A 22,448-nucleotide genomic window follows, 5' to 3' on the forward strand; every position below is an offset into this window, starting at 1 on the left:
AGTCTTGGAATTAGCTCTAAGTGCAGTTGAATCTTAAAAGGCGTTCAATATAATAGGTATAATTATGTGAAAAACAAGAGATAATAGTATAAAGTAACAATAGTAATGTGGAAACTATACCTAGTGTATCCTTACTACAATGTTAAAGAAATAGATAGGTATAATGATTATATGGATTCTAATTTCTTATAAAGGGAGGATATTTAAATATACAATGTTAGCATAGATGTTATTCTATAAAAGTTCCTTAGCGGCACAGAAAAATAAACACTTACTGCAAGGAATAAAGTTTCAAAAGTTCAAAACAAGAATGAAAAAACTTGTTGACAACTAAGAAAACAGATGATATACTTACAAAGTCGCTTCGGTAAAGAAGCACATTGATCTTTGAAAATTGAACAGAAAAGATATATAAAGACCAGCAATTCTTTTGAATTATGTAATTGAGTAGATTAAACTTACTTAGAGAATTCAGATTCAGATATTCTGAAAATGGAAACTCACTCAGCAAAGCTGAGAAGTAAAAGTCTATACCAAATCCTAGATTTGGGATATACTTTTAAATTGAGAGTTTGATCCTGGCTCAGGACGAACGCTGGCGGCGTGCTTAACACATGCAAGTCGAGCGAAGTTATTCCTTCGGGGATAACTTAGCGGCGGACGGGTGAGTAACACGTGGGTAACCTGCCTCATAGAGGGGGATAGCCTTCCGAAAGGAAGATTAATACCCCATAACATAGCATTATCGCATGATAAAGTTATTAAAGGAGTAATCCGCTATGAGATGGACCCGCGGCGCATTAGCTAGTTGGTGAGGTAACGGCTCACCAAGGCCACGATGCGTAGCCGACCTGAGAGGGTGATCGGCCACATTGGGACTGAGACACGGCCCAGACTCCTACGGGAGGCAGCAGTGGGGAATATTGCACAATGGGCGAAAGCCTGATGCAGCAACGCCGCGTGAGTGATGAAGGCCTTCGGGTCGTAAAGCTCTGTCTTCGGGGACGATAATGACGGTACCCGAGGAGGAAGCCACGGCTAACTACGTGCCAGCAGCCGCGGTAATACGTAGGTGGCAAGCGTTGTCCGGATTTACTGGGCGTAAAGGGAGCGTAGGCGGATACTTAAGTGGGATGTGAAATACCCGGGCTCAACCCGGGTGCTGCATTCCAAACTGGGTATCTAGAGTGTGGGAGAGGAAAGTGGAATTCCTAGTGTAGCGGTGAAATGCGTAGAGATTAGGAAGAACACCAGTGGCGAAGGCGACTTTCTGGACCATAACTGACGCTGAGGCTCGAAAGCGTGGGGAGCAAACAGGATTAGATACCCTGGTAGTCCACGCCGTAAACGATGGATACTAGGTGTGGGGGATACCAATCCTCCGTGCCGTCGTTAACACACTAAGTATCCCGCCTGGGGAGTACGATCGCAAGATTAAAACTCAAAGGAATTGACGGGGGCCCGCACAAGCAGCGGAGCATGTGGTTTAATTCGAAGCAACGCGAAGAACCTTACCTAGACTTGACATCTCCTGAATTACCTGTAATTAGGGAAGCCCTTCGGGGCAGGAAGACAGGTGGTGCATGGTTGTCGTCAGCTCGTGTCGTGAGATGTTGGGTTAAGTCCCGCAACGAGCGCAACCCTTATTGTTAGTTGCTACCATTTAGTTGAGCACTCTAGCGAGACTGCCTGGGTTAACCAGGAGGAAGGTGGGGATGACGTCAAATCATCATGCCCCTTATGTCTAGGGCTACACACGTGCTACAATGGCGAGTACAACGAGATGCAATATCGTGAGGTGGAGCAAAACTCAAAAAACTCGTCCCAGTTCGGATTGTAGGCTGAAACTCGCCTACATGAAGCCGGAGTTGCTAGTAATCGCGAATCAGAATGTCGCGGTGAATACGTTCCCGGGCCTTGTACACACCGCCCGTCACACCATGAGAGTTGGCAATACCCGAAGTCCGTGCGCTAACGCGTAAGCGAGGCAGCGGCCGAAGGTAGGGTCAGCGATTGGGGTGAAGTCGTAACAAGGTAGCCGTAGGAGAACCTGCGGCTGGATCACCTCCTTTCTATGGAGAACTGTATTAAGATTGTAGCTTGTCTATAACTCTTAGTACTAGCTGGAGTTTATCTTTCTGTTCAATTTTGAAAGATCAAGTATCTTTCATGAATTAAGTCTTAGTTTAAGATTTAATGAAACATCTCCTAACGGAGATGAAAGCGAAAATGAGCTTCTCATTACATGAGAAGTAGCCGACCATCTCAAAATCGTAGATTTTGGATGTCTGGCCATGTTCTTTGAAAACTGCATATGGTTTAAAAGCAAAGTAAAACTTTAAAAAGAAAAATCTTTTGTAAGATTGAAATGATAACTCATTGATTATTTACTAAGCTTTAATTGTATTTTAATATGATTAAACTTTTAAAAACTCTCTGAGTAAAGTTAGAATCTAGCAATACGAGGAAGCAACGAAGGAGGAGCGGAGTTTACCTATGGTAAATGAGCACCAGACTGAGGCAGCTGACGAAGTAGTGCGACGATTATAACGAACGAAGGTCAAGCTACAAAGGGCACATGGCGAATGCCTTGGCATCAAGAGCCGACGAAGGACGCGATAAGCTGCGATAAGCTTCGGGTAGCCGCAAATAGGCTGTGAACCGAAGATTTCCGAATGAGGAAACTCACATGGGTAAACCCCATGTATTGTATACTGAATAAATAGGTATATAAGGGTACACCCAGGGAACTGAAACATCTAAGTACCTGGAGGAAGAGAAAGAAAATTCGATTTCCTAAGTAGCGGCGAGCGAAAGGGAAAGAGCCCAAACCAGAAATTTATTTCTGGGGTTGTGGACAGATCATTAATATGGCGGTATTTTAGTCGAATACAACTGGAAAGTTGAGCCACAGCGTGTAATAGCCACGTAGACGAAAGAAGAAGGCCTAAGATCTGATCCAGAGTACCACGAGACACGTGAAACCTTGTGGGAAGCAGGGAGGACCACCTCCCAAGGCTAAATACTACTTGATGACCGATAGTGAAGAAGTACCGTGAGGGAAAGGTGAAAAGAACCCCGGAAGGGGAGTGAAATAGAACCTGAAACCGTGTGCCTACAACCGGTCAAAGCACCTTATGTGTGTGATGACGTGCTTTTTGTAGAACGAGCCAACGAGTTACGATATGTAGCGAGGTTAAGTACTTAAGGTACGGAGCCGAAGGGAAACCGAGTCTTAATAGGGCAAATAGTTGCATGTCGTAGACCCGAAACCGGGTGACCTATCCATGGCCAGGTTGAAGCAGAAGTAAAATTCTGTGGAGGACCGAACCAAATTGGTGTTGAAAAACCATGGGATGAGCTGTGGATAGCGGAGAAATTCCAATCGAACCCGGAGATAGCTGGTTCTCCTCGAAATAGCTTTAGGGCTAGCGTCGGATATGAGTAGTGGAGGTAGAGCACTGAATGGGCTAGGGGCCGTATAGGTTACCAAACTCTATCAAACTCCGAATGCCACATACTATTAGTCCGGCAGTCAGACTGCGAGTGATAAGGCCCGTAGTCAAAAGGGAAACAGCCCAGACCATCAGCTAAGGTCCCAAAGTATAGATTAAGTGGAAAAGGATGTGGGATTTCAAAGACAACTAGGATGTTGGCTTAGAAGCAGCCACTCATTAAAAGAGTGCGTAATAGCTCACTAGTCGAGAGATCCCGCGCCGAAGATGTTCGGGGCTAAAATCTATCACCGAAGCTATGGGTGTACATTTATGTACGCGGTAGAGGAGCGTCCTGTACTGGCTGAAGTCGTACCGAAAGGAGCGGTGGACGGTACAGGAGTGAGAATGTTGGCATAAGTAGCGAGAACTAGGTGAGAATCCTAGTGGTCGAAAATCTAAGGTTTCCTGGGGAAGGTTCGTCCGCCCAGGGTTAGTCGGGACCTAAGCCGAGGCCGAAAGGCGTAGGCGATGGACAATCGGTTGATATTCCGATACCACTATGTAGCGTTATTACCAATGGGGTGACGCAGGAGGATAAGATGTGCTAGCTATTGGATGCTAGTCTAAGCACTTAGGGAGTCTGGATAGGAAAATCCGTTCAGACAATTCTGAGGTGTGATGGGGAAGGTCATTTTGACCGAAGTATCTGATTCCACGCTGCCAAGAAAAGCCTCTAGGGAGCAAAATAGTGCCCGTACCGCAAACCGACACAGGTAGATGAGGAGAGAATCCTAAGACCATCGGAAGAATTGCAGTTAAGGAACTCGGCAAATTGACCCCGTAACTTCGGGAGAAGGGGTGCCTACGCAAGTAGGCCGCAGAGAATAGGCCCAAGCAACTGTTTAGCAAAAACACAGGTCTCTGCTAAAGCGAAAGCTGAAGTATAGGGGCTGACGCCTGCCCGGTGCTGGAAGGTTAAGGGGAATGCTTAGCGCAAGCGAAGGCATGAACTTAAGCCCCAGTAAACGGCGGCCGTAACTATAACGGTCCTAAGGTAGCGAAATTCCTTGTCAGGTAAGTTCTGACCCGCACGAATGGCGTAATGACTTGGGCACTGTCTCAACTGCAAATCCGGCGAAATTGTAGTGCCAGTGAAGATGCTGGCTACCCGCGATTGGACGGAAAGACCCCGTAGAGCTTTACTGTAGCTTAGCATTGAATTTCGGTATTGTCTGTACAGGATAGGTGGGAGACTGAGAAACTGGGGCGTCAGCTTCAGTGGAGTCATCCTTGGGATACCACCCTGACAGTACTGAGGTTCTAACGGATACCCATGAAACTGGGTGCCGGACATTGTTAGGTGGGCAGTTTGACTGGGGCGGTCGCCTCCTAAAAAGTAACGGAGGCGCTCAAAGGTTCCCTCAGAACGGTCGGAAATCGTTCGAAGAGTGCAAAGGCAGAAGGGAGCCTGACTGCGACACCTACAAGTGGAGCAGGGACGAAAGTCGGACTTAGTGATCCGGTGGTACCTCGTGGGAGGGCCATCGCTCAACGGATAAAAGCTACCTCGGGGATAACAGGCTGATCTCCCCCAAGAGTCCACATCGACGGGGAGGTTTGGCACCTCGATGTCGGCTCGTCGCATCCTGGGGCTGAAGTAGGTCCCAAGGGTTGGGCTGTTCGCCCATTAAAGCGGCACGCGAGCTGGGTTCAGAACGTCGTGAGACAGTTCGGTCCCTATCCGTCGCGGGCGTAGGAAATTTGAGAGGAGCTGTCCCTAGTACGAGAGGACCGGGATGGACTGACCTCTGGTGTACCAGTTGTCACGCCAGTGGCATTGCTGGGTAGCTATGTCGGGACGGGATAAACGCTGAAAGCATCTAAGCGTGAAGCCCACCTCAAGATTAGATTTCCCATAGCGTAAGCTAGTAAGACCCCTTGAAGAACACGAGGTTGATAGGTCAGAGGTGTAAGTGCAGTAATGTATTAAGCTGACTGATACTAATAGGTCGAGGGCTTGACCAAATTATTTTAAACCATATGCAGTTTTGAAAGAACAAAATCTTTCAAAGATCCGGTGATTATGGCTTAGTGGTAACACCCCTTCCCATTCCGAACAGGATGGTTAAGCACTAAAGCGCTGATGGTACTACAAGGGAGGCCTTGTGGGAGAGTAAGTCGTCGCCGGGTGAAAACAAGGTTTACTAGCTCAGTTGGTAGAGCACATGACTTTTAATCATGGTGTCCGGGGTTCGATTCCCCGGTAAGCCACCAAAAGCACACTTATTTATAAGTGTGCTTTTATTTGGTTTAAATTTACTTTATTTATCTTTTTAATAATGTTTTTTGTATTTATATATATGACTACTATTGACCAGAAAAAGATAACAGATATCTTATTGATGGTGAATGGTAGTACCATGTGTGATTTGTTAAAATATAAGGCTGGGGATCATTGACAAAAGATATAATAAGCGATATATTAAATATTAAGTGAATAAGATTAAGTGATGACTTAACGAGGGCGGAGGAGTCTTATGAAATTATTAAAGTTTAATTCAGTAAAGCTTTCTATTATTATCACAATTATGTATTCAATGTCACAGGTATTAGCTTCCTATGTATTGTCTCTTTTAGTAGTTGATTCAAAGGACGCTTTGATTAGAAATATTTTGATCATTCTAGGTGTTTATATCGCCAATGCATTCTTACTGTATTTGGATCAGCGTTGTAAGTATGTTGCTAATTACTATTTGACTATGGATATAAATAGCAAGATTGATAGGTCAATTTCAAAGAAAACGTATTCAAATTTTATGTGTAAAGAATCTGGAGAACACGCATCGCTTTACGTAAATGATGTACCAAAAGTTTTAGAATTGGTTTTTGACAAGTATATTTCGTTAATTTCTAAAGGAACAATGGCAGTTTTTATTGTAATTGCATTGTTCAAAATTCATTATTCGATGGTTATCATTGCCTTAATATCATTAATAGTTATGACTTTTGTACCAATGTTATTTCAATCCACTTTATCAAGCTATATAATTAAAGTGCAACAAGAAAGAGAAAGATATTTGAATAAAACAAGAGAATTAATGCAGGGATTTAATACATTTCTTGAAAATACGGCTTTCTCGGTATTTTTAAAGAAATCAAGAGATGCAAGCCATAAATATGCAAGCTGTGTAGTAAAAGTGAAAAGCTTTGCAGGTCTAATGAGTGGAGTTTTAACGCTTGTAAACTCATTAACAACAATATCAGCTTTAGCAATATTATCTTTTTTTGTAATTGAAGGTAAAGTGAGTTTTGGTAGTTATCTTGCAGTGCTAGGATTATTGCCGAGATTTGGTGATTCTGTAATGGAGTTCATGGCGGATAAAACCTTTTATAAATCAGGTAAGGAACTTTATCAAAAAAAGTTGGGTTATATTGATGAGCTGATTAATTATAATGATACCTATGAAATACCTATATTTATGTCAAATAATGCTTACAATAAAGATTCAATTGAAAAAGATAATGAGGATATAATTGAAGTAAGTGAGATCCAGTCAAAAGATATTTGTTTTAATTTTGATGGGAAAATGGTTAGAATTAATCAAAATATATATTTTGAAAATGGTAAGAAGTATGCTATTTTTGGAGAAAGCGGGTGCGGCAAATCAAGTTTGTTAAAGGCAATAATAGGAGAAATTAATGATTACCATGGTGATATAATGATTAATGGTAAGGTAAAAGAGAAGAATCTCATTTTGTTCTATGATATTGCCTATGTAAATCAAAATACCTATTTATTTAATGATACCATTAAATATAATATACAAATGAATTTGTCTTTAAGTGATGGGGAAGTATTGGAGATTATGAAAGCAGTTAAGCTTGAAAGTTTAGATTTGAATTATATAATTACTGAGAATGGGAAAAACCTTTCTGGTGGTCAAAAACAACGGATTGCTTTAGCTAGGGCTATAGCTAGAAAAAAGAATGTAATAATTATGGATGAAGCAACAGCAAATCTTGATAAGGTAACTACTAGTTTCATTGAAAACTTTATTTTAGACATGGATTCAATGGTTATAATGATTTCACATCATTTAAGTGAGGAAATAAAAGAGCGACTAGATGGAGTCGTAGAGATTATATAGGATTTAGGAGGTATTAAGCAATGATATGTGATATAGAAAAGGCAAAGGCATTAGATTTTCTAAAATCTTTTAATTTAGAAATGGATGAGATAGAGGATACTAATTCATTAGCCTATAGAATAACTGATACTTATTATATTAATACAGTTAATTCTTACCTAAATGAAATTAAATTATACAAATCCGAAATTGATAAGTATATTAGCCCTGAGTACAATCTGTTTCTAAATTTATATTTTTACTTGGACGATAAAAAACAGATTAACAACATATATGATTATTTTAAAGAATTAGAGTCCATTACAAAATATGAATTTAAAAAGCTTGTTTTTAGTAACTTTAATATAGGATTTAATGATTATAACAACCAGGATGATTATAGTATTGTGGAGAGTGTAAATACTGATTCTAGAGGTAAATGGAACTTATTAAGTATGATTCAATCTACAAGTAAAACACTTATAGATATAAGAAAACTACTTGAAAAGTTATATCCGATTTTTAATAGGTATGAAGATGTTCTTATAGAAAGAAGTAAAGATAAAATGCAATCCATAATTAAAATGATAAAGGAGCAACCTAAAAGGTTTTATCGTGATATGCTTGATGAATATGTTTCTTCAAAGCTTATTGATTCTATAGATTTCGAGGATACAGAGCATTATGTTATTTACATGAATGCACATCTATTTATATCAGAGGTATTTGGAAACAAAAGAATTCTTGCTACAGGAATTTATCTTCCTGAGTATTTTAAACATAAAAATATAAATGACTTATTTAATAATGAAAGAAGACAACAAGTAATGAAATCTTTAGCCGACCCTAGTAGGTTTAAAATACTTACATTAATTCATTCTGGTGTAAATTCAAATAAAAAGATTGCAGAAGTTTTAGGTATTACACCGGCTGGAGTATCTTATCAAACAAATCAGCTTACATCAGTTGAACTACTTAAACATCAATCATCAGATATAGAGACTAAATTAATTGTTAATACAAAACTGATTGAAGATGTGTTTAATTATATATTATCCGATTTTGGGATATATAGAACCTAAAGGGGGTTAAGGTATTATCATATCTTCCGAATTAACTCACTTTACTTATTAGGGCTACATTGAGTGAATATTCAACATAGTCAAATTCAATATCGTAATTTAACACTTCTATATTTTCATAGAAACGATATGGATTTTCAAAGCTCTAATCTTTTCATATCATTTTTCTCTTTGCTTTCTTTCTCCCATTACCTTTCTTTCCTATCTTTTATAAAATTGATTTATTTCTTAAACCGATTTTTTGTATTTGTGTATACAACTGCGAAAATAGAAAGACTAATAATTGCTATTGATCCTACAACTGGCAACCATAAAATTTTATAAATTCCACCCAAGGCAAAACAAGGTATAATAAATGCTATTAAAATAACTATTTTACCCATAAATTTTGATAATTCAACTGAATTATATTCCTCTTTTTCCTCTTTTGACATAGTGTTATATCCTGCAATAAGGAAAGAACCTTTACCACATAATAATAAAATCCCAATAACAATAAAAATTAAATCAATTACAGCCGTTACTATTAATCCAGAGATATCATTTCCTGACATAAAATCTTTCCCTCCTATTATATAAATAATCTCCGATACATAATATATTACTATTATGTATCTATCCAATTATATAACATAGTGATATAACTATACAAATATTTTACATAATTATATGTAGGCTTTCTTATTTTTTTAAATCCTTTTCTTAATAAAATGTATTTTTAATATTAATGAAAGTCATGTAATATAGTATTTATTTTAGCTACCTAATTTAAATCTGATAAATTTGAATTATTACTTCAATTAGCATTGTAAACGAAGACAGGACAAGACTCACTTGATTGGATAGTAAAACTATAAGAAAACCTCACCTAGTGTATCATTCTAAGGAATAAGGTCAAAATAATAGTAAGTTTGCGATATAACAGTATAATCACTGCAAATCAGACATAATGAGTATTGCTTACTTATAATATCATGTTATTATAAGTAAGCACTCGAGAGAGCTGCACAAGATTCACCAAAAGTTGACTACATAGTATAAGAACATTAAAGATTCTAAAAAAACTTGTTGACAACTTAGAAAACAAATGATATACTAATATAGTTGCTTCGGTAAAGAAGCACATTGATCTTTGAAAATTGAACAGAAAAGATATATAAAGACCAGCAATTCTTTTGAATTATGTAATTGAGTAGATTAAACTTACTTAGAGAATTCAGATTCAGATATTCTGAAAATGGAAACTCACTCAGCAAAGCTGAGGAGTAAAAGTCTACGCCAAATCGAAGATTTGGAGTATACTTTTAAATTGAGAGTTTGATCCTGGCTCAGGACGAACGCTGGCGGCGTGCTTAACACATGCAAGTCGAGCGAAGTTATTCCTTCGGGGATAACTTAGCGGCGGACGGGTGAGTAACACGTGGGTAACCTGCCTCATAGAGGGGGATAGCCTTCCGAAAGGAAGATTAATACCCCATAACATAGCATTATCGCATGATAAAGTTATTAAAGGAGTAATCCGCTATGAGATGGACCCGCGGCGCATTAGCTAGTTGGTGAGGTAACGGCTCACCAAGGCCACGATGCGTAGCCGACCTGAGAGGGTGATCGGCCACATTGGGACTGAGACACGGCCCAGACTCCTACGGGAGGCAGCAGTGGGGAATATTGCACAATGGGCGAAAGCCTGATGCAGCAACGCCGCGTGAGTGATGAAGGCCTTCGGGTCGTAAAGCTCTGTCTTCGGGGACGATAATGACGGTACCCGAGGAGGAAGCCACGGCTAACTACGTGCCAGCAGCCGCGGTAATACGTAGGTGGCAAGCGTTGTCCGGATTTACTGGGCGTAAAGGGAGCGTAGGCGGATACTTAAGTGGGATGTGAAATACCCGGGCTCAACCCGGGTGCTGCATTCCAAACTGGGTATCTAGAGTGTGGGAGAGGAAAGTGGAATTCCTAGTGTAGCGGTGAAATGCGTAGAGATTAGGAAGAACACCAGTGGCGAAGGCGACTTTCTGGACCATAACTGACGCTGAGGCTCGAAAGCGTGGGGAGCAAACAGGATTAGATACCCTGGTAGTCCACGCCGTAAACGATGGATACTAGGTGTGGGGGATACCAATCCTCCGTGCCGTCGTTAACACACTAAGTATCCCGCCTGGGGAGTACGATCGCAAGATTAAAACTCAAAGGAATTGACGGGGGCCCGCACAAGCAGCGGAGCATGTGGTTTAATTCGAAGCAACGCGAAGAACCTTACCTAGACTTGACATCTCCTGAATTACCTGTAATTAGGGAAGCCCTTCGGGGCAGGAAGACAGGTGGTGCATGGTTGTCGTCAGCTCGTGTCGTGAGATGTTGGGTTAAGTCCCGCAACGAGCGCAACCCTTATTGTTAGTTGCTACCATTTAGTTGAGCACTCTAGCGAGACTGCCTGGGTTAACCAGGAGGAAGGTGGGGATGACGTCAAATCATCATGCCCCTTATGTCTAGGGCTACACACGTGCTACAATGGCGAGTACAACGAGATGCAATATCGTGAGGTGGAGCAAAACTCAAAAAACTCGTCCCAGTTCGGATTGTAGGCTGAAACTCGCCTACATGAAGCCGGAGTTGCTAGTAATCGCGAATCAGAATGTCGCGGTGAATACGTTCCCGGGCCTTGTACACACCGCCCGTCACACCATGAGAGTTGGCAATACCCGAAGTCCGTGCGCTAACGCGTAAGCGAGGCAGCGGCCGAAGGTAGGGTCAGCGATTGGGGTGAAGTCGTAACAAGGTAGCCGTAGGAGAACCTGCGGCTGGATCACCTCCTTTCTATGGAGAACTGTATTAAGATTATAGCTTGTCTATAACTCTTAGTACTAGCTGGAATTTATCTTTCTGTTCAATTTTGAAAGATCAAGTATCTTTCATGAAAAATAGCCGACCATCTCAAAATCGTAGATTTTGGATGTCCGCTTTTGTTCTTTGAAAACTGCATATGGTTTAAAAGCAAAGTAAAACTTTAAAAAGAAAAATCTTTTGTAAGATTGAAATGATAACTCATTGATTATTTACTAAGCTTTAATTGTATTTTAATATGATTAAACTTTTAAAAACTCTCTGAGTGAAGTTAGAACCGAGTAATACGAGGAAACAAGACGGGAGGAGCGGAATTTACTTACTGTAAATGAGCACCGCACCGGCGAAGTTGACGAAGTAGTACGAAGGTTATAACGAACGAAGGTCAAGCTACAAAGGGCACATGGCGAATGCCTTGGCATCAAGAGCCGACGAAGGACGCGATAAGCTGCGATAAGCTTCGGGTAGCCGCAAATAGGCTGTGAACCGAAGATTTCCGAATGAGGAAACTCACATGGGTAAACCCCATGTATTGTATACTGAATAAATAGGTATATAAGGGTACACCCAGGGAACTGAAACATCTAAGTACCTGGAGGAAGAGAAAGAAAATTCGATTTCCTAAGTAGCGGCGAGCGAAAGGGAAAGAGCCCAAACCAGAAATTTATTTCTGGGGTTGTGGACAGATCATTAATATGGCGGTATTTTAGTCGAATACAACTGGAAAGTTGAGCCACAGCGTGTAATAGCCACGTAGACGAAAGAAGAAGGCCTAAGATCTGATCCAGAGTACCACGAGACACGTGAAACCTTGTGGGAAGCAGGGAGGACCACCTCCCAAGGCTAAATACTACTTGATGACCGATAGTGAAGAAGTACCGTGAGGGAAAGGTGAAAAGAACCCCGGAAGGGGAGTGAAATAGAACCTGAAACCGTGTGCCTACAACCGGTCAAAGCACCTTATGTGTGTGATGACGTGCTTTTTGTAGAACGAGCCAACGAGTTACGATATGTAGCGAGGTTAAGTACTTAAGGTACGGAGCCGAAGGGAAACCGAGTCTTAATAGGGCAAATAGTTGCATGTCGTAGACCCGAAACCGGGTGACCTATCCATGGCCAGGTTGAAGCAGAAGTAAAATTCTGTGGAGGACCGAACCAAATTGGTGTTGAAAAACCATGGGATGAGCTGTGGATAGCGGAGAAATTCCAATCGAACCCGGAGATAGCTGGTTCTCCTCGAAATAGCTTTAGGGCTAGCGTCGGATATGAGTAGTGGAGGTAGAGCACTGAATGGGCTAGGGGCCGTATAGGTTACCAAACTCTATCAAACTCCGAATGCCACATACTATTAGTCCGGCAGTCAGACTGCGAGTGATAAGGCCCGTAGTCAAAAGGGAAACAGCCCAGACCATCAGCTAAGGTCCCAAAGTATAGATTAAGTGGAAAAGGATGTGGGATTTCAAAGACAACTAGGATGTTGGCTTAGAAGCAGCCACTCATTAAAAGAGTGCGTAATAGCTCACTAGTCGAGAGATCCCGCGCCGAAGATGTTCGGGGCTAAAATCTATCACCGAAGCTATGGGTGTACATTTATGTACGCGGTAGAGGAGCGTCCTGTACTGGCTGAAGTCGTACCGAAAGGAGCGGTGGACGGTACAGGAGTGAGAATGTTGGCATAAGTAGCGAGAACTAGGTGAGAATCCTAGTGGTCGAAAATCTAAGGTTTCCTGGGGAAGGTTCGTCCGCCCAGGGTTAGTCGGGACCTAAGCCGAGGCCGAAAGGCGTAGGCGATGGACAATCGGTTGATATTCCGATACCACTATGTAGCGTTATTACCAATGGGGTGACGCAGGAGGATAAGATGTGCTAGCTATTGGATGCTAGTCTAAGCACTTAGGGAGTCTGGATAGGAAAATCCGTTCAGACAATTCTGAGGTGTGATGGGGAAGGTCATTTTGACCGAAGTATCTGATTCCACGCTGCCAAGAAAAGCCTCTAGGGAGCAAAATAGTGCCCGTACCGCAAACCGACACAGGTAGATGAGGAGAGAATCCTAAGACCATCGGAAGAATTGCAGTTAAGGAACTCGGCAAATTGACCCCGTAACTTCGGGAGAAGGGGTGCCTACGCAAGTAGGCCGCAGAGAATAGGCCCAAGCAACTGTTTAGCAAAAACACAGGTCTCTGCTAAAGCGAAAGCTGAAGTATAGGGGCTGACGCCTGCCCGGTGCTGGAAGGTTAAGGGGAATGCTTAGCGCAAGCGAAGGCATGAACTTAAGCCCCAGTAAACGGCGGCCGTAACTATAACGGTCCTAAGGTAGCGAAATTCCTTGTCAGGTAAGTTCTGACCCGCACGAATGGCGTAATGACTTGGGCACTGTCTCAACTGCAAATCCGGCGAAATTGTAGTGCCAGTGAAGATGCTGGCTACCCGCGATTGGACGGAAAGACCCCGTAGAGCTTTACTGTAGCTTAGCATTGAATTTCGGTATTGTCTGTACAGGATAGGTGGGAGACTGAGAAACTGGGGCGTCAGCTTCAGTGGAGTCATCCTTGGGATACCACCCTGACAGTACTGAGGTTCTAACGGATACCCATGAAACTGGGTGCCGGACATTGTTAGGTGGGCAGTTTGACTGGGGCGGTCGCCTCCTAAAAAGTAACGGAGGCGCTCAAAGGTTCCCTCAGAACGGTCGGAAATCGTTCGAAGAGTGCAAAGGCAGAAGGGAGCCTGACTGCGACACCTACAAGTGGAGCAGGGACGAAAGTCGGACTTAGTGATCCGGTGGTACCTCGTGGGAGGGCCATCGCTCAACGGATAAAAGCTACCTCGGGGATAACAGGCTGATCTCCCCCAAGAGTCCACATCGACGGGGAGGTTTGGCACCTCGATGTCGGCTCGTCGCATCCTGGGGCTGAAGTAGGTCCCAAGGGTTGGGCTGTTCGCCCATTAAAGCGGCACGCGAGCTGGGTTCAGAACGTCGTGAGACAGTTCGGTCCCTATCCGTCGCGGGCGTAGGAAATTTGAGAGGAGCTGTCCCTAGTACGAGAGGACCGGGATGGACTGACCTCTGGTGTACCAGTTGTCACGCCAGTGGCATTGCTGGGTAGCTATGTCGGGACGGGATAAACGCTGAAAGCATCTAAGCGTGAAGCCCACCTCAAGATTAGATTTCCCATAGCGTAAGCTAGTAAGACCCCTTGAAGAACACGAGGTTGATAGGTCAGAGGTGTAAGTGCAGTAATGTATTAAGCTGACTGATACTAATAGGTCGAGGGCTTGACCAAATTATTTTAAACCATATGCAGTTTTGAAAGAACAAAATCTTTCAAAGATCCGGTGATTATGGCTTAGTGGTAACACCCCTTCCCATTCCGAACAGGATGGTTAAGCACTAAAGCGCTGATGGTACTACAAGGGAGGCCTTGTGGGAGAGTAAGTCGTCGCCGGGTGAGAACAAGGTTTACTAGCTCAGTTGGTAGAGCACATGACTTTTAATCATGGTGTCCGGGGTTCGATTCCCCGGTAAGCCACCAAAAAACCACTTATAATGAGTGGTTTTTTATTTTGCTTAATATTAAAAGCATCTTATTAAAGTAGTAGCAACTTTAATAAGATGCTTTATTTTAGTATTTAATATTATTAAAAAATACCAAAAGTATATCTCCGCTATTTATATATCTAGCGTGTTATATCAGTTAGAAATGGATCATAAAATATATGGATCCTGAAAATCCTATTACACTAAGTATAAAATTCCCCTTACAATTAAATTTTTATAATACACAAATAATAGATTTATAAATTAGTAATAAAGTGATCTATAAATGTATAAAGATATAGAAATATATAGTAATTAGATGTAATATTATGTATACTAATAGTACTAGGTAATTTATAAATAATCTATATGTACAGGCTTTATTAACCTGATTAAATTTAAAATAGTATATACTAGTAATAGAATCTGTATAGATTTCACAAGTTACAGAGAGTGTTTATATTTGAAAGGTGAGAAAATAGATGAATTTAGATCAACTAAGAATGGATATTGCAAAAAGGAGTAAAAAAGGGATACATTTTATTATAGCATCTGTTATTATTTGGTGTGCCGTGTTAGTTGTATGGTTACTCCCTATAAAAAATATTATAACGAAAAACTTGCTAACATTCTGTTTTACAACACCGCTTTTACCACTTGCATATATGATTTCTAAGATAATAAAAGCAGAGTTTTCAGTAAAAGATAATCCTTTAAATAAATTAGGAATTTTATTTTCATATAATCAATTTTTATATATACTAATTGCTATGTGGGTATATCCAACAGTTCCAGATAAGATGGTAATGGTTTTAGCAGTTATCTTTGGGGCACATTTAATGCCTTTTGGATGGTTATATAAATCAAAGGCATATTCAGTAATGTCTGTGATTATATCTTTTAGTATATTTATTATTGGAATTATGTTTAATGCGGTTATAGTTTCAATAATTATGATAACATTTGAAGTTATATTTTGCTTCTGGCTAATAGTTGAAAATAAAACTTTAAATGTAGAAGAACTAACATGATGATTTAAAGATCACCCTTAAAAAGATTCCTTAAGTGAATGTTTTTTATTATGTTCATCAATAGAAGGTATAGCATAAATTTTTAATAATTGTCTATACTAATAGTAAATAAATAACGTATAACAAGTAACAACATTCATAATATTTATATATAAATTGATGAATATAATAGTAAAAAACGAAAGGGGATTTTAAAACATGGAAATGAATAATCCTAATGAGGCTAGAAATAAAGCAAGAGAAATGCTTATAGCTGGAGAAGACTGGGATAAGGTAAGGGAAGTTACAAATCTTAGATTAAAAGATGTAAAAAGGATACAAAAGGATATAAGCGAGCATTTTTAAATAATACACAAAAGACACCTAGAAAATAGATACCGCTGAAAAATAGAAATTTTCCAGTGGTTTCAAAAAAATCTAAGTGTCTTTTTTATTTTACTTTGTAACTTATAACCTTATCTTTTCCAGCTTCTACTAACCCCTTTTTTATCATAGTCATTTCCTTTACAGAATCTGAATTTGTTATTAATAAAGGGGTAATAAGCGAGAATCCTTTATCCTCAATAAGTTTTCTGTTTATTTTAATTATTGGGGTTCCGGCCTTTACGTCAGTTCCTTCAGTAGCAAGTCTTTCAAATCCTTCACCATTTAATTCAACGGTATCAATGCCTATATGAATTAATATCTCAGCACCATTTTTTAAGGTCATAGCAAAGGCATGATTAGTTTTAAATAGTACAGTTAAGTTTCCATCTGCTGGAGCAACAAAGGTATCTCCTGTTGAATTTATAGCAATACCATCACCAGCCATTTTTTCAGAAAATACTGCATCAGGTACTAGTGAAAGATCCATAATAGCTCCGCTAACAGGAGCAAATAATTCATAATCCTTTTTAAAAAGTCCAAACATATAGTTCTTCTAGACTTAATAATAAGTCTAGAAAATTCACATCCTTTCAATATTATATAATAAAATGTTAAACCTTTAAATTTAGTATAACCAATTATACTTTAAATTTAAATATAATTTTGGTATTTACTATAATCTAGGTACTAATAAAAAAACCAGACACAAGTAATAAAACTTATGCCTGATTTAACAGTAACACGTTATATGATATATTATAATTTTTATTAAGGAATTTGTCAACATAACATAATACAACATTTATTTAAGATATGGTATTAAGTTAAATAATTATAAATAGGAATATGTATACCAGAATATGATATAATTAGAGCAAGATGAAAAAATTTTGGTATAAAGATTTCTATGATTAAGGATAAGTATAATAATGTAATGAATTGTGGTAAATATAATCTAGAATTTTATTCATAAGTGGAAAAATAGCATGTAAAGTATATGTAACTGGAACAACTTTTTTAATGCTTGCTAAGCAGGGGAGTATGTAAAAGACACTTAAAAAGTAGTAAAGGATGATTTAATGAAAAATAAAAAAGCAGATTTATCACTAGCACTAGTTGCAATAATATGGGGTACTGGCTTTGTAGCATCTAAAGTTGCCCTAGATGCAAATTTAGCACCTTTTCAAATAATGACTTATAGATTTTTTATATCAAGTGTTGCTATGGTGACTTTATTTTGGAAGGAAGTTAAAAGGATTAAGCTCCCAGTTTTAAAAGCGGGAAGCTTAATTGGATTTTTTCTTTTTATAGCTTTTGCATTTCAAACTATAGGGCTTCAATATACAACTCCTTCTAAAAATGCTTTTATTACAGCTACCAATGTGGTAATAGTTCCATTTTTATATTGGATACTAGCAAAAAAAAGACCAGACAAATATTCCTTAGTTGGAGCTTTATTAACTGTAATTGGCATTAGTTTTTTAACATTAGATGGAAGCTTTACTATTAATTTTGGTGACTTCTTAACTTTAATTTGTGCCTTTGCATTTGCTATGCACATTACAGCTATAAGCTATTATGCAGAAAAGCATAATCCAATACAATTAACAACTATACAAATGATAGTAGCATTTTTGTTCTCTATTGTGGCTCAGTTTATGACAAAAGGTGGGGCACCAATTACAAAGAGTGGCGGACTTGCTATATTATATCTAGGAATTGTAAGTACAACTGTAGCTTTTTTAATCCAAAATATTGCTCAAAAATATACCACTGCTACTAAAACAGCTATTATATTATCAACAGAAGCTGTTTTTGGAACTTTAGCTTCTGTAATATTATTAGGGGAAAAGTTGAGTTTAAAAATGTTTATGGGCTGTGGTATAATATTCCTAGCTATAATAATTACAGAAACAAAGCTGTCATTTTTAAAAAGGAGGATAATTTAATGCAACAACAAGGTTATTACTACAAAGGCAATGGAGAAATAAAAGACAATGCTAAGTTCCAGCTACGAGGACGGTGGTTTAATGCTATATTAGGGTTTTTAATATATGCAGTTATAACAGGGGCTGTATCTAGCGTTTGGGATGAAGGATGGATAATTTCATTATTACTACAAGGTCCTATGATTTTTGGACTTTCTAAGTTCTTTCTACAATTTAAAAGAACCAGAGAAAATGTACCCTATGAAGTATTATTTAGTGGATTTAGCAAATTTAAAGACACATTTTTACTTGGAGTTATAATACAGCTAGCCGTAATTGTGGGGATAATTCTTTTAATCATACCTGGTATAGTTATAGCACTTATGTATTCGCAAGCATTTCCAATAATGGTAGACAACCCAAATGTTGGTGCTATAGAAGCTTTATCTATGAGTAGAGGCTATATGAAAGGAAATTTAATGAGACTTTTATTCCTTCAGCTTAGTTTTATAGGATGGTCTTTACTTTCTTTATTAAGTGTTGGAATAGGTTTTATATGGCTTCAGCCTTATTATCATCTTTCAACTATAAATTTTTATGAAGACTTAGTTAGAATACAATTTAATGATGAATTTCAAAGTTACTAATTTTAATTGCTTTAGCTTTGAAATTACCGAAGAAATAAATGGAATCTTAGTTTTATATAAGTAATCAAAATAAGAAAGCTATGTCAAAATAATTTGAGCGGTTATTTTCACATAGCTTTCTTATTATATTTAAATAAATGACTTTAGTTTATTAATATCATTTATTATTATTTTCCTTTTGTTTATAGATATAACCCCATCTACTCTTAATGACTTTAAGACCCTTGTTGCAGTAACCCTGGAACAACCAATTAAGTGAGAGAGATCTTCGTGAGTCATTGGAGTAGTTATAATATATTTACCGTTTTCAATGGTTATATCTTGTAGACTTAACCTATAGAGTGTGCTAGCTACCTTAGATTTAGAGGAATTAAATAATAAATCAGACAATTGAAAAATCGATATCCTATACTTTCTCGTTATACTGTGTATAAAGTAAGAATAAGCTAAAGGCTCTTCATAAAGAAGTTTATCTACAAGCTCCATAGATAATACTGAAATGGTAGTTGGTTCTATAGATATAGCTGTAAGATTTAAGTTTCCACCAGCAAAATAGTCTGTTTCTCCAAAAATTTCACCTGGCTTAAGAAAATAAAGTACCTTTTCAACTCCCTTATCATTGCAAATGCAATGCTTTAACCTACCCTTTATAACTATAGCTACAAAGTATTCCATATCTATGTTAATGATTTGATTCTTATTATAGGTATAGAAATTGCCAAGTGGTGACACCACGTCTAAAAAAAACCGCTGCATTTCATTTTGTTTCTTTTCATCAAACAATTCCTTGTACATATTTTTCTCCTTTTTAAAATTAATTTAGGAATTTACTTATAAATTATATTAAAGTAAAGCCCACATTGTTTTAAATTTTAAACAATATGAGCTTCACTAATTATAACATAAAATATATTTTTATAGAATTGATTGAGAATAATTCAATACATTAAGATATCTTTCCGCCGGTTTCTTTTATGTCGTCCTTATTTTCTATAATTGCTTTTAAAGCAAATTCTAGTCCTTTAGTTATATCTTCTAAAGCCATGGAAGGCATATTTTTCTTTTCTAAAACCTGAGATGGAATAAAGGGAACGTGTATAAATCCACCTTTTACATTTTTATATTTTTTGTCTATAAGATATAATAAACCATACATTATGTGGTTACATACAAATGTTCCTGCACTATAAGATACTGAAGATGGAATATTATTTTCTTTAATATTTTTCACTATAGCCTTTACAGGTAAAGATGAAAAGTATGCAGTTTCTCCATCTTTGAATATTGGTTCATCTATAGGGTTATTACCTTCATTATCTTTTATTCTAGCATCATCTAAGTTTATAGCTACCTTTTCTGGAGTTATGTCAAATCTTCCACCAGCTTGGCCTACACATAAAACTACATCAGGTTTATGTGCTTCTATTGCTTTGTCTAAAGTGTCTATAGATTTTTTGAATACAGTTGGAACTTCAATTTTAATTATTTCTACCCCATCTATATTATCACTTATCTTTTTTACTGCCTCAAGAGCAGGATTTATACTTTCTCCTCCAAATGGATCGAAGCCTGTTACTAAAATTTTCATTTAATATACCTCCTCAATTAAGCTTTATCTAATGTTATTTTGATAGCTTTTAATAAATTTTAAGCAAATGAATTATAAGTTAGAATATAAAAAACGATTAGTAAAATTATATACATAAGTCTTAAGTCTTATTATATTTTAAAATGCCCAGTAATACATAAGTATAATATGAACTATAAGTAGAGCAAAAGCTACTGGTACTTGCGCTGTAATGACTTTGTTTTTATTTTTCATTTCTAAAAGTGCAGCGGGAACTACATTAAAGTTTGCTGCCATTGGAGTCATAAGGGTTCCACAAAAACCAGCTGTTAATGCAAGAGAAGCTGCTATTGCTGGATTAGCACCTTGGGCAAATACGAAGGGAACACCTATACCAGCAGTTATAACTGCAAAGGCTGCAAAGCCATTTCCCATTATCATAGTAAATAAAGCCATACCGATGCAATAGGCTATTACACCTGCTAATATATTGCCTTTTGGTATTATGGAAGATATACCACTAGATATAACCTCACCAACACCAGCAGCGGTAAATAGAGCACCAAGGGCTGCCAGCAATTGTGGAAGTATACTTGCAGGTCCAACTTGTTTAAGCATCCTATCACCATCTAAAGCAATGTTTTTTACTGGAGATTTTGTAATCCAAAGAGCAGCTATAAGACCTATTAAAGCTGATAAACCTATAGCAACTTGTCCGCCAAGCTTTGTCCACTGAGCTATAGCAAAAGCTGACACCGCTAATAATATGGAAGGTAAAAATATTTTACCACCAATCTTTTTAAATTGTTTTTCTCTAAATTCATCAGAAGGATTAGCTATAGATCCTACCTTTACCTGCTTTGTCACAGTTAAAGCTCCCATTACAAGAAGAAGTGACCCTACTAAAGCAGGTGGCATAACTTTACCAAATATAAATATTACAGCTAGGATACACCAAAATAAGGAGGTCCCAACTTTTGCCGTATGTGTGCTATCTTTTAGTGTATAAAAAGCTGCAAAAAGCATTATTATTCCAGATAGTACATAAAAGAATTCTAAAAGAAAACTTGAAATTTGTTTTATATCCATCTTAACGTCCCCCTTATTTTGATTTATATTTTTTATTTAGCTTTTTGTCTGTTAATAAAAATTGAATAGATGCAAATATAAAGGCAATTATTGCAATAGGTATTGAGGCTTTAGCTACGTTTAGTTGAGTTGCTTCATAGCCAAGTTCACCTAATGTACCCACAATAAGAAGTACACCACCGCTTGCAATAAATACATTTTGACCAAAGAAGTTACCATAGTTTTCAGAAGCAGCAGAAATTGCTTTAATGTTATCTTCATCTTCTTCATCTATTTCACCATATTTACTAATAGCAGCGCCTTGAGCCATTGGATTTATAAGAGGTCTTATAAACTGGGGATGTCCACCAAGTCTTAAGGATAGTGCAGCTGCAATTTCTCTTATAAATAAGTACATAGATAATAATCTTCCAGTAGTAAGACCGCTAGCCTTTTTAATAAGATCTATAGCCTTTTCCTTAAGGCCATATCTCTCGCAGATTCCGATTACAGGAAGCGTAAGTACAAATAAGGTCATATATCTTGTGTCAACAAATGCCTTACCAAGGACATTTAGTATATTTATGAACCCCATCTTAGCCACAAGTCCAGTTGCAACACCTGATATTAATACAACTGCGATAGTATCAAGTTTTAGACTAAAACCAATAATAACAATTAAAATACCGATAAGTTTTAACATGTTTACCATCCTCTCCTTCAATAAATAGATAATTTGGAAAATTGGAGCTGCATTTAATTTATTATAGCTTAAATATATTTGAAATTCAGTAGCCTAGTATACAAAAA

Annotated in this window: 12 protein-coding genes, 2 tRNA genes and 6 rRNA genes; 14 read left to right on the plus strand and 6 right to left on the minus strand. The window is 38.1% G+C overall.

From position 1 onward, the window contains the following. Positions 1-560: 560 nt before the first annotated feature. The 6 genes from BV55_RS0105945 to BV55_RS0105970 all read left to right on the plus strand — a co-directional run bounded on the left by BV55_RS0105945 (position 561) and on the right by BV55_RS0105970 (position 8,646). Positions 561-2,072, plus strand: a 16S ribosomal RNA gene (locus tag BV55_RS0105945). Between the two features lie 486 nt (positions 2,073-2,558). Next, positions 2,559-5,462: ribosomal RNA gene (locus tag BV55_RS0105950) — 23S ribosomal RNA — on the plus strand. Between the two features lie 48 nt (positions 5,463-5,510). Continuing rightward, positions 5,511-5,627, plus strand: a 5S ribosomal RNA gene (rrf, locus tag BV55_RS0105955). The 16S, 23S and 5S rRNA genes sit together here with 1 tRNA gene alongside, the layout of an rRNA operon. Positions 5,628-5,635: 8 nt before the next feature. Continuing rightward, positions 5,636-5,711, plus strand: a tRNA-Lys gene (locus BV55_RS0105960). 263 nt (positions 5,712-5,974) lie between these two features. After that, on the plus strand, positions 5,975-7,585 hold the full coding sequence (locus BV55_RS0105965) for an ATP-binding cassette domain-containing protein (RefSeq protein WP_029451903.1): 1,611 nt from the start codon (positions 5,975-5,977) through the stop codon (positions 7,583-7,585). Positions 7,586-7,605: 20 nt separating this feature from the next. Then, complete coding sequence (locus tag BV55_RS0105970; RefSeq protein ID WP_029451904.1) at positions 7,606-8,646, plus strand: helix-turn-helix transcriptional regulator; 1,041 nt, start codon at positions 7,606-7,608, stop codon at positions 8,644-8,646. 221 nt (positions 8,647-8,867) lie between these two features. Here the strand turns inward: BV55_RS0105970 and BV55_RS0105975 are convergent, their stop codons facing one another. Beyond that, on the minus strand, positions 8,868-9,200 hold the full coding sequence (locus tag BV55_RS0105975) for a DUF3784 domain-containing protein (protein WP_029451905.1): 333 nt from the start codon (positions 9,198-9,200) through the stop codon (positions 8,868-8,870). Between the two features lie 751 nt (positions 9,201-9,951). Between BV55_RS0105975 and BV55_RS0105980 the strand changes: the two genes are divergently transcribed. From BV55_RS0105980 to BV55_RS15540, 6 genes are all read left to right on the plus strand, one after another. Beyond that, positions 9,952-11,463, plus strand: a 16S ribosomal RNA gene (locus BV55_RS0105980). Positions 11,464-11,873: 410 nt separating this feature from the next. Further along, positions 11,874-14,777, plus strand: a 23S ribosomal RNA gene (locus BV55_RS0105985). A gap of 48 nt (positions 14,778-14,825) precedes the next feature. Further along, positions 14,826-14,942, plus strand: a 5S ribosomal RNA gene (gene rrf, locus BV55_RS0105990). Between the two features lie 8 nt (positions 14,943-14,950). Further along, positions 14,951-15,026 (plus strand) — tRNA-Lys (locus BV55_RS0105995). Between the two features lie 487 nt (positions 15,027-15,513). Next, entirely contained in the window at positions 15,514-16,062 is a 549-nt protein-coding gene (locus BV55_RS0106000) for a DUF7010 family protein (protein WP_029451906.1), read from the plus strand. Between the two features lie 198 nt (positions 16,063-16,260). Next, on the plus strand, positions 16,261-16,407 hold the full coding sequence (locus BV55_RS15540; RefSeq protein ID WP_157469611.1) for a hypothetical protein: 147 nt from the start codon (positions 16,261-16,263) through the stop codon (positions 16,405-16,407). A gap of 85 nt (positions 16,408-16,492) precedes the next feature. Here BV55_RS15540 and BV55_RS0106010 read toward each other — a convergent pair whose 3' ends face one another. After that, positions 16,493-16,972: a PTS sugar transporter subunit IIA gene (locus BV55_RS0106010; protein WP_029451908.1), complete on the minus strand. Its 480-nt coding sequence runs from the start codon at positions 16,970-16,972 to the stop codon at positions 16,493-16,495. A 535-nt stretch (positions 16,973-17,507) separates the two neighbouring features. Between BV55_RS0106010 and BV55_RS0106015 the strand changes: the two genes are divergently transcribed. Together BV55_RS0106015 and BV55_RS0106020 are read left to right on the plus strand one after the other, a co-directional pair. Beyond that, the gene (locus BV55_RS0106015) at positions 17,508-18,377 is read left to right on the plus strand and encodes a DMT family transporter (protein WP_029451910.1); all 870 of its coding nucleotides are present in this window, start codon (positions 17,508-17,510) and stop codon (positions 18,375-18,377) included. Then, a complete protein-coding gene (locus tag BV55_RS0106020) occupies positions 18,377-19,003 on the plus strand; it encodes a DUF975 family protein (RefSeq protein ID WP_029451911.1) in 627 nt (208 codons plus the stop codon). Before BV55_RS0106015 ends, BV55_RS0106020 begins: the two co-directional genes overlap by 1 nt. A 129-nt stretch (positions 19,004-19,132) precedes the next feature. On the opposite strand, the gene BV55_RS0106025 is transcribed toward BV55_RS0106020, so the two are convergent. The 4 genes from BV55_RS0106025 to BV55_RS0106040 all read right to left on the minus strand — a co-directional run bounded on the left by BV55_RS0106025 (position 19,133) and on the right by BV55_RS0106040 (position 22,341). Then, entirely contained in the window at positions 19,133-19,798 is a 666-nt protein-coding gene (locus tag BV55_RS0106025; protein WP_029451912.1) for a Crp/Fnr family transcriptional regulator, read from the minus strand. 151 nt (positions 19,799-19,949) lie between these two features. After that, complete coding sequence (gene pcp / locus BV55_RS0106030) at positions 19,950-20,591, minus strand: pyroglutamyl-peptidase I (protein ID WP_029451913.1); 642 nt, start codon at positions 20,589-20,591, stop codon at positions 19,950-19,952. A 138-nt stretch (positions 20,592-20,729) separates the two neighbouring features. Next, the gene (locus BV55_RS0106035) at positions 20,730-21,659 is read right to left on the minus strand and encodes a DUF979 domain-containing protein (protein ID WP_029451914.1); all 930 of its coding nucleotides are present in this window, start codon (positions 21,657-21,659) and stop codon (positions 20,730-20,732) included. 13 nt (positions 21,660-21,672) lie between these two features. After that, positions 21,673-22,341 carry a DUF969 domain-containing protein gene (locus tag BV55_RS0106040; protein WP_029451915.1) on the minus strand — a complete coding sequence of 223 codons (669 nt, stop codon included), beginning with the start codon at positions 22,339-22,341 and terminating at the stop codon, positions 21,673-21,675. Between the last annotated feature and the right edge of the window lie 107 nt (positions 22,342-22,448).

The organism is Clostridium algidicarnis (assembly GCF_000703125.1).
GTDB classification, from domain to species: Bacteria; Bacillota; Clostridia; order Clostridiales; family Clostridiaceae; genus Clostridium_L; species Clostridium_L algidicarnis.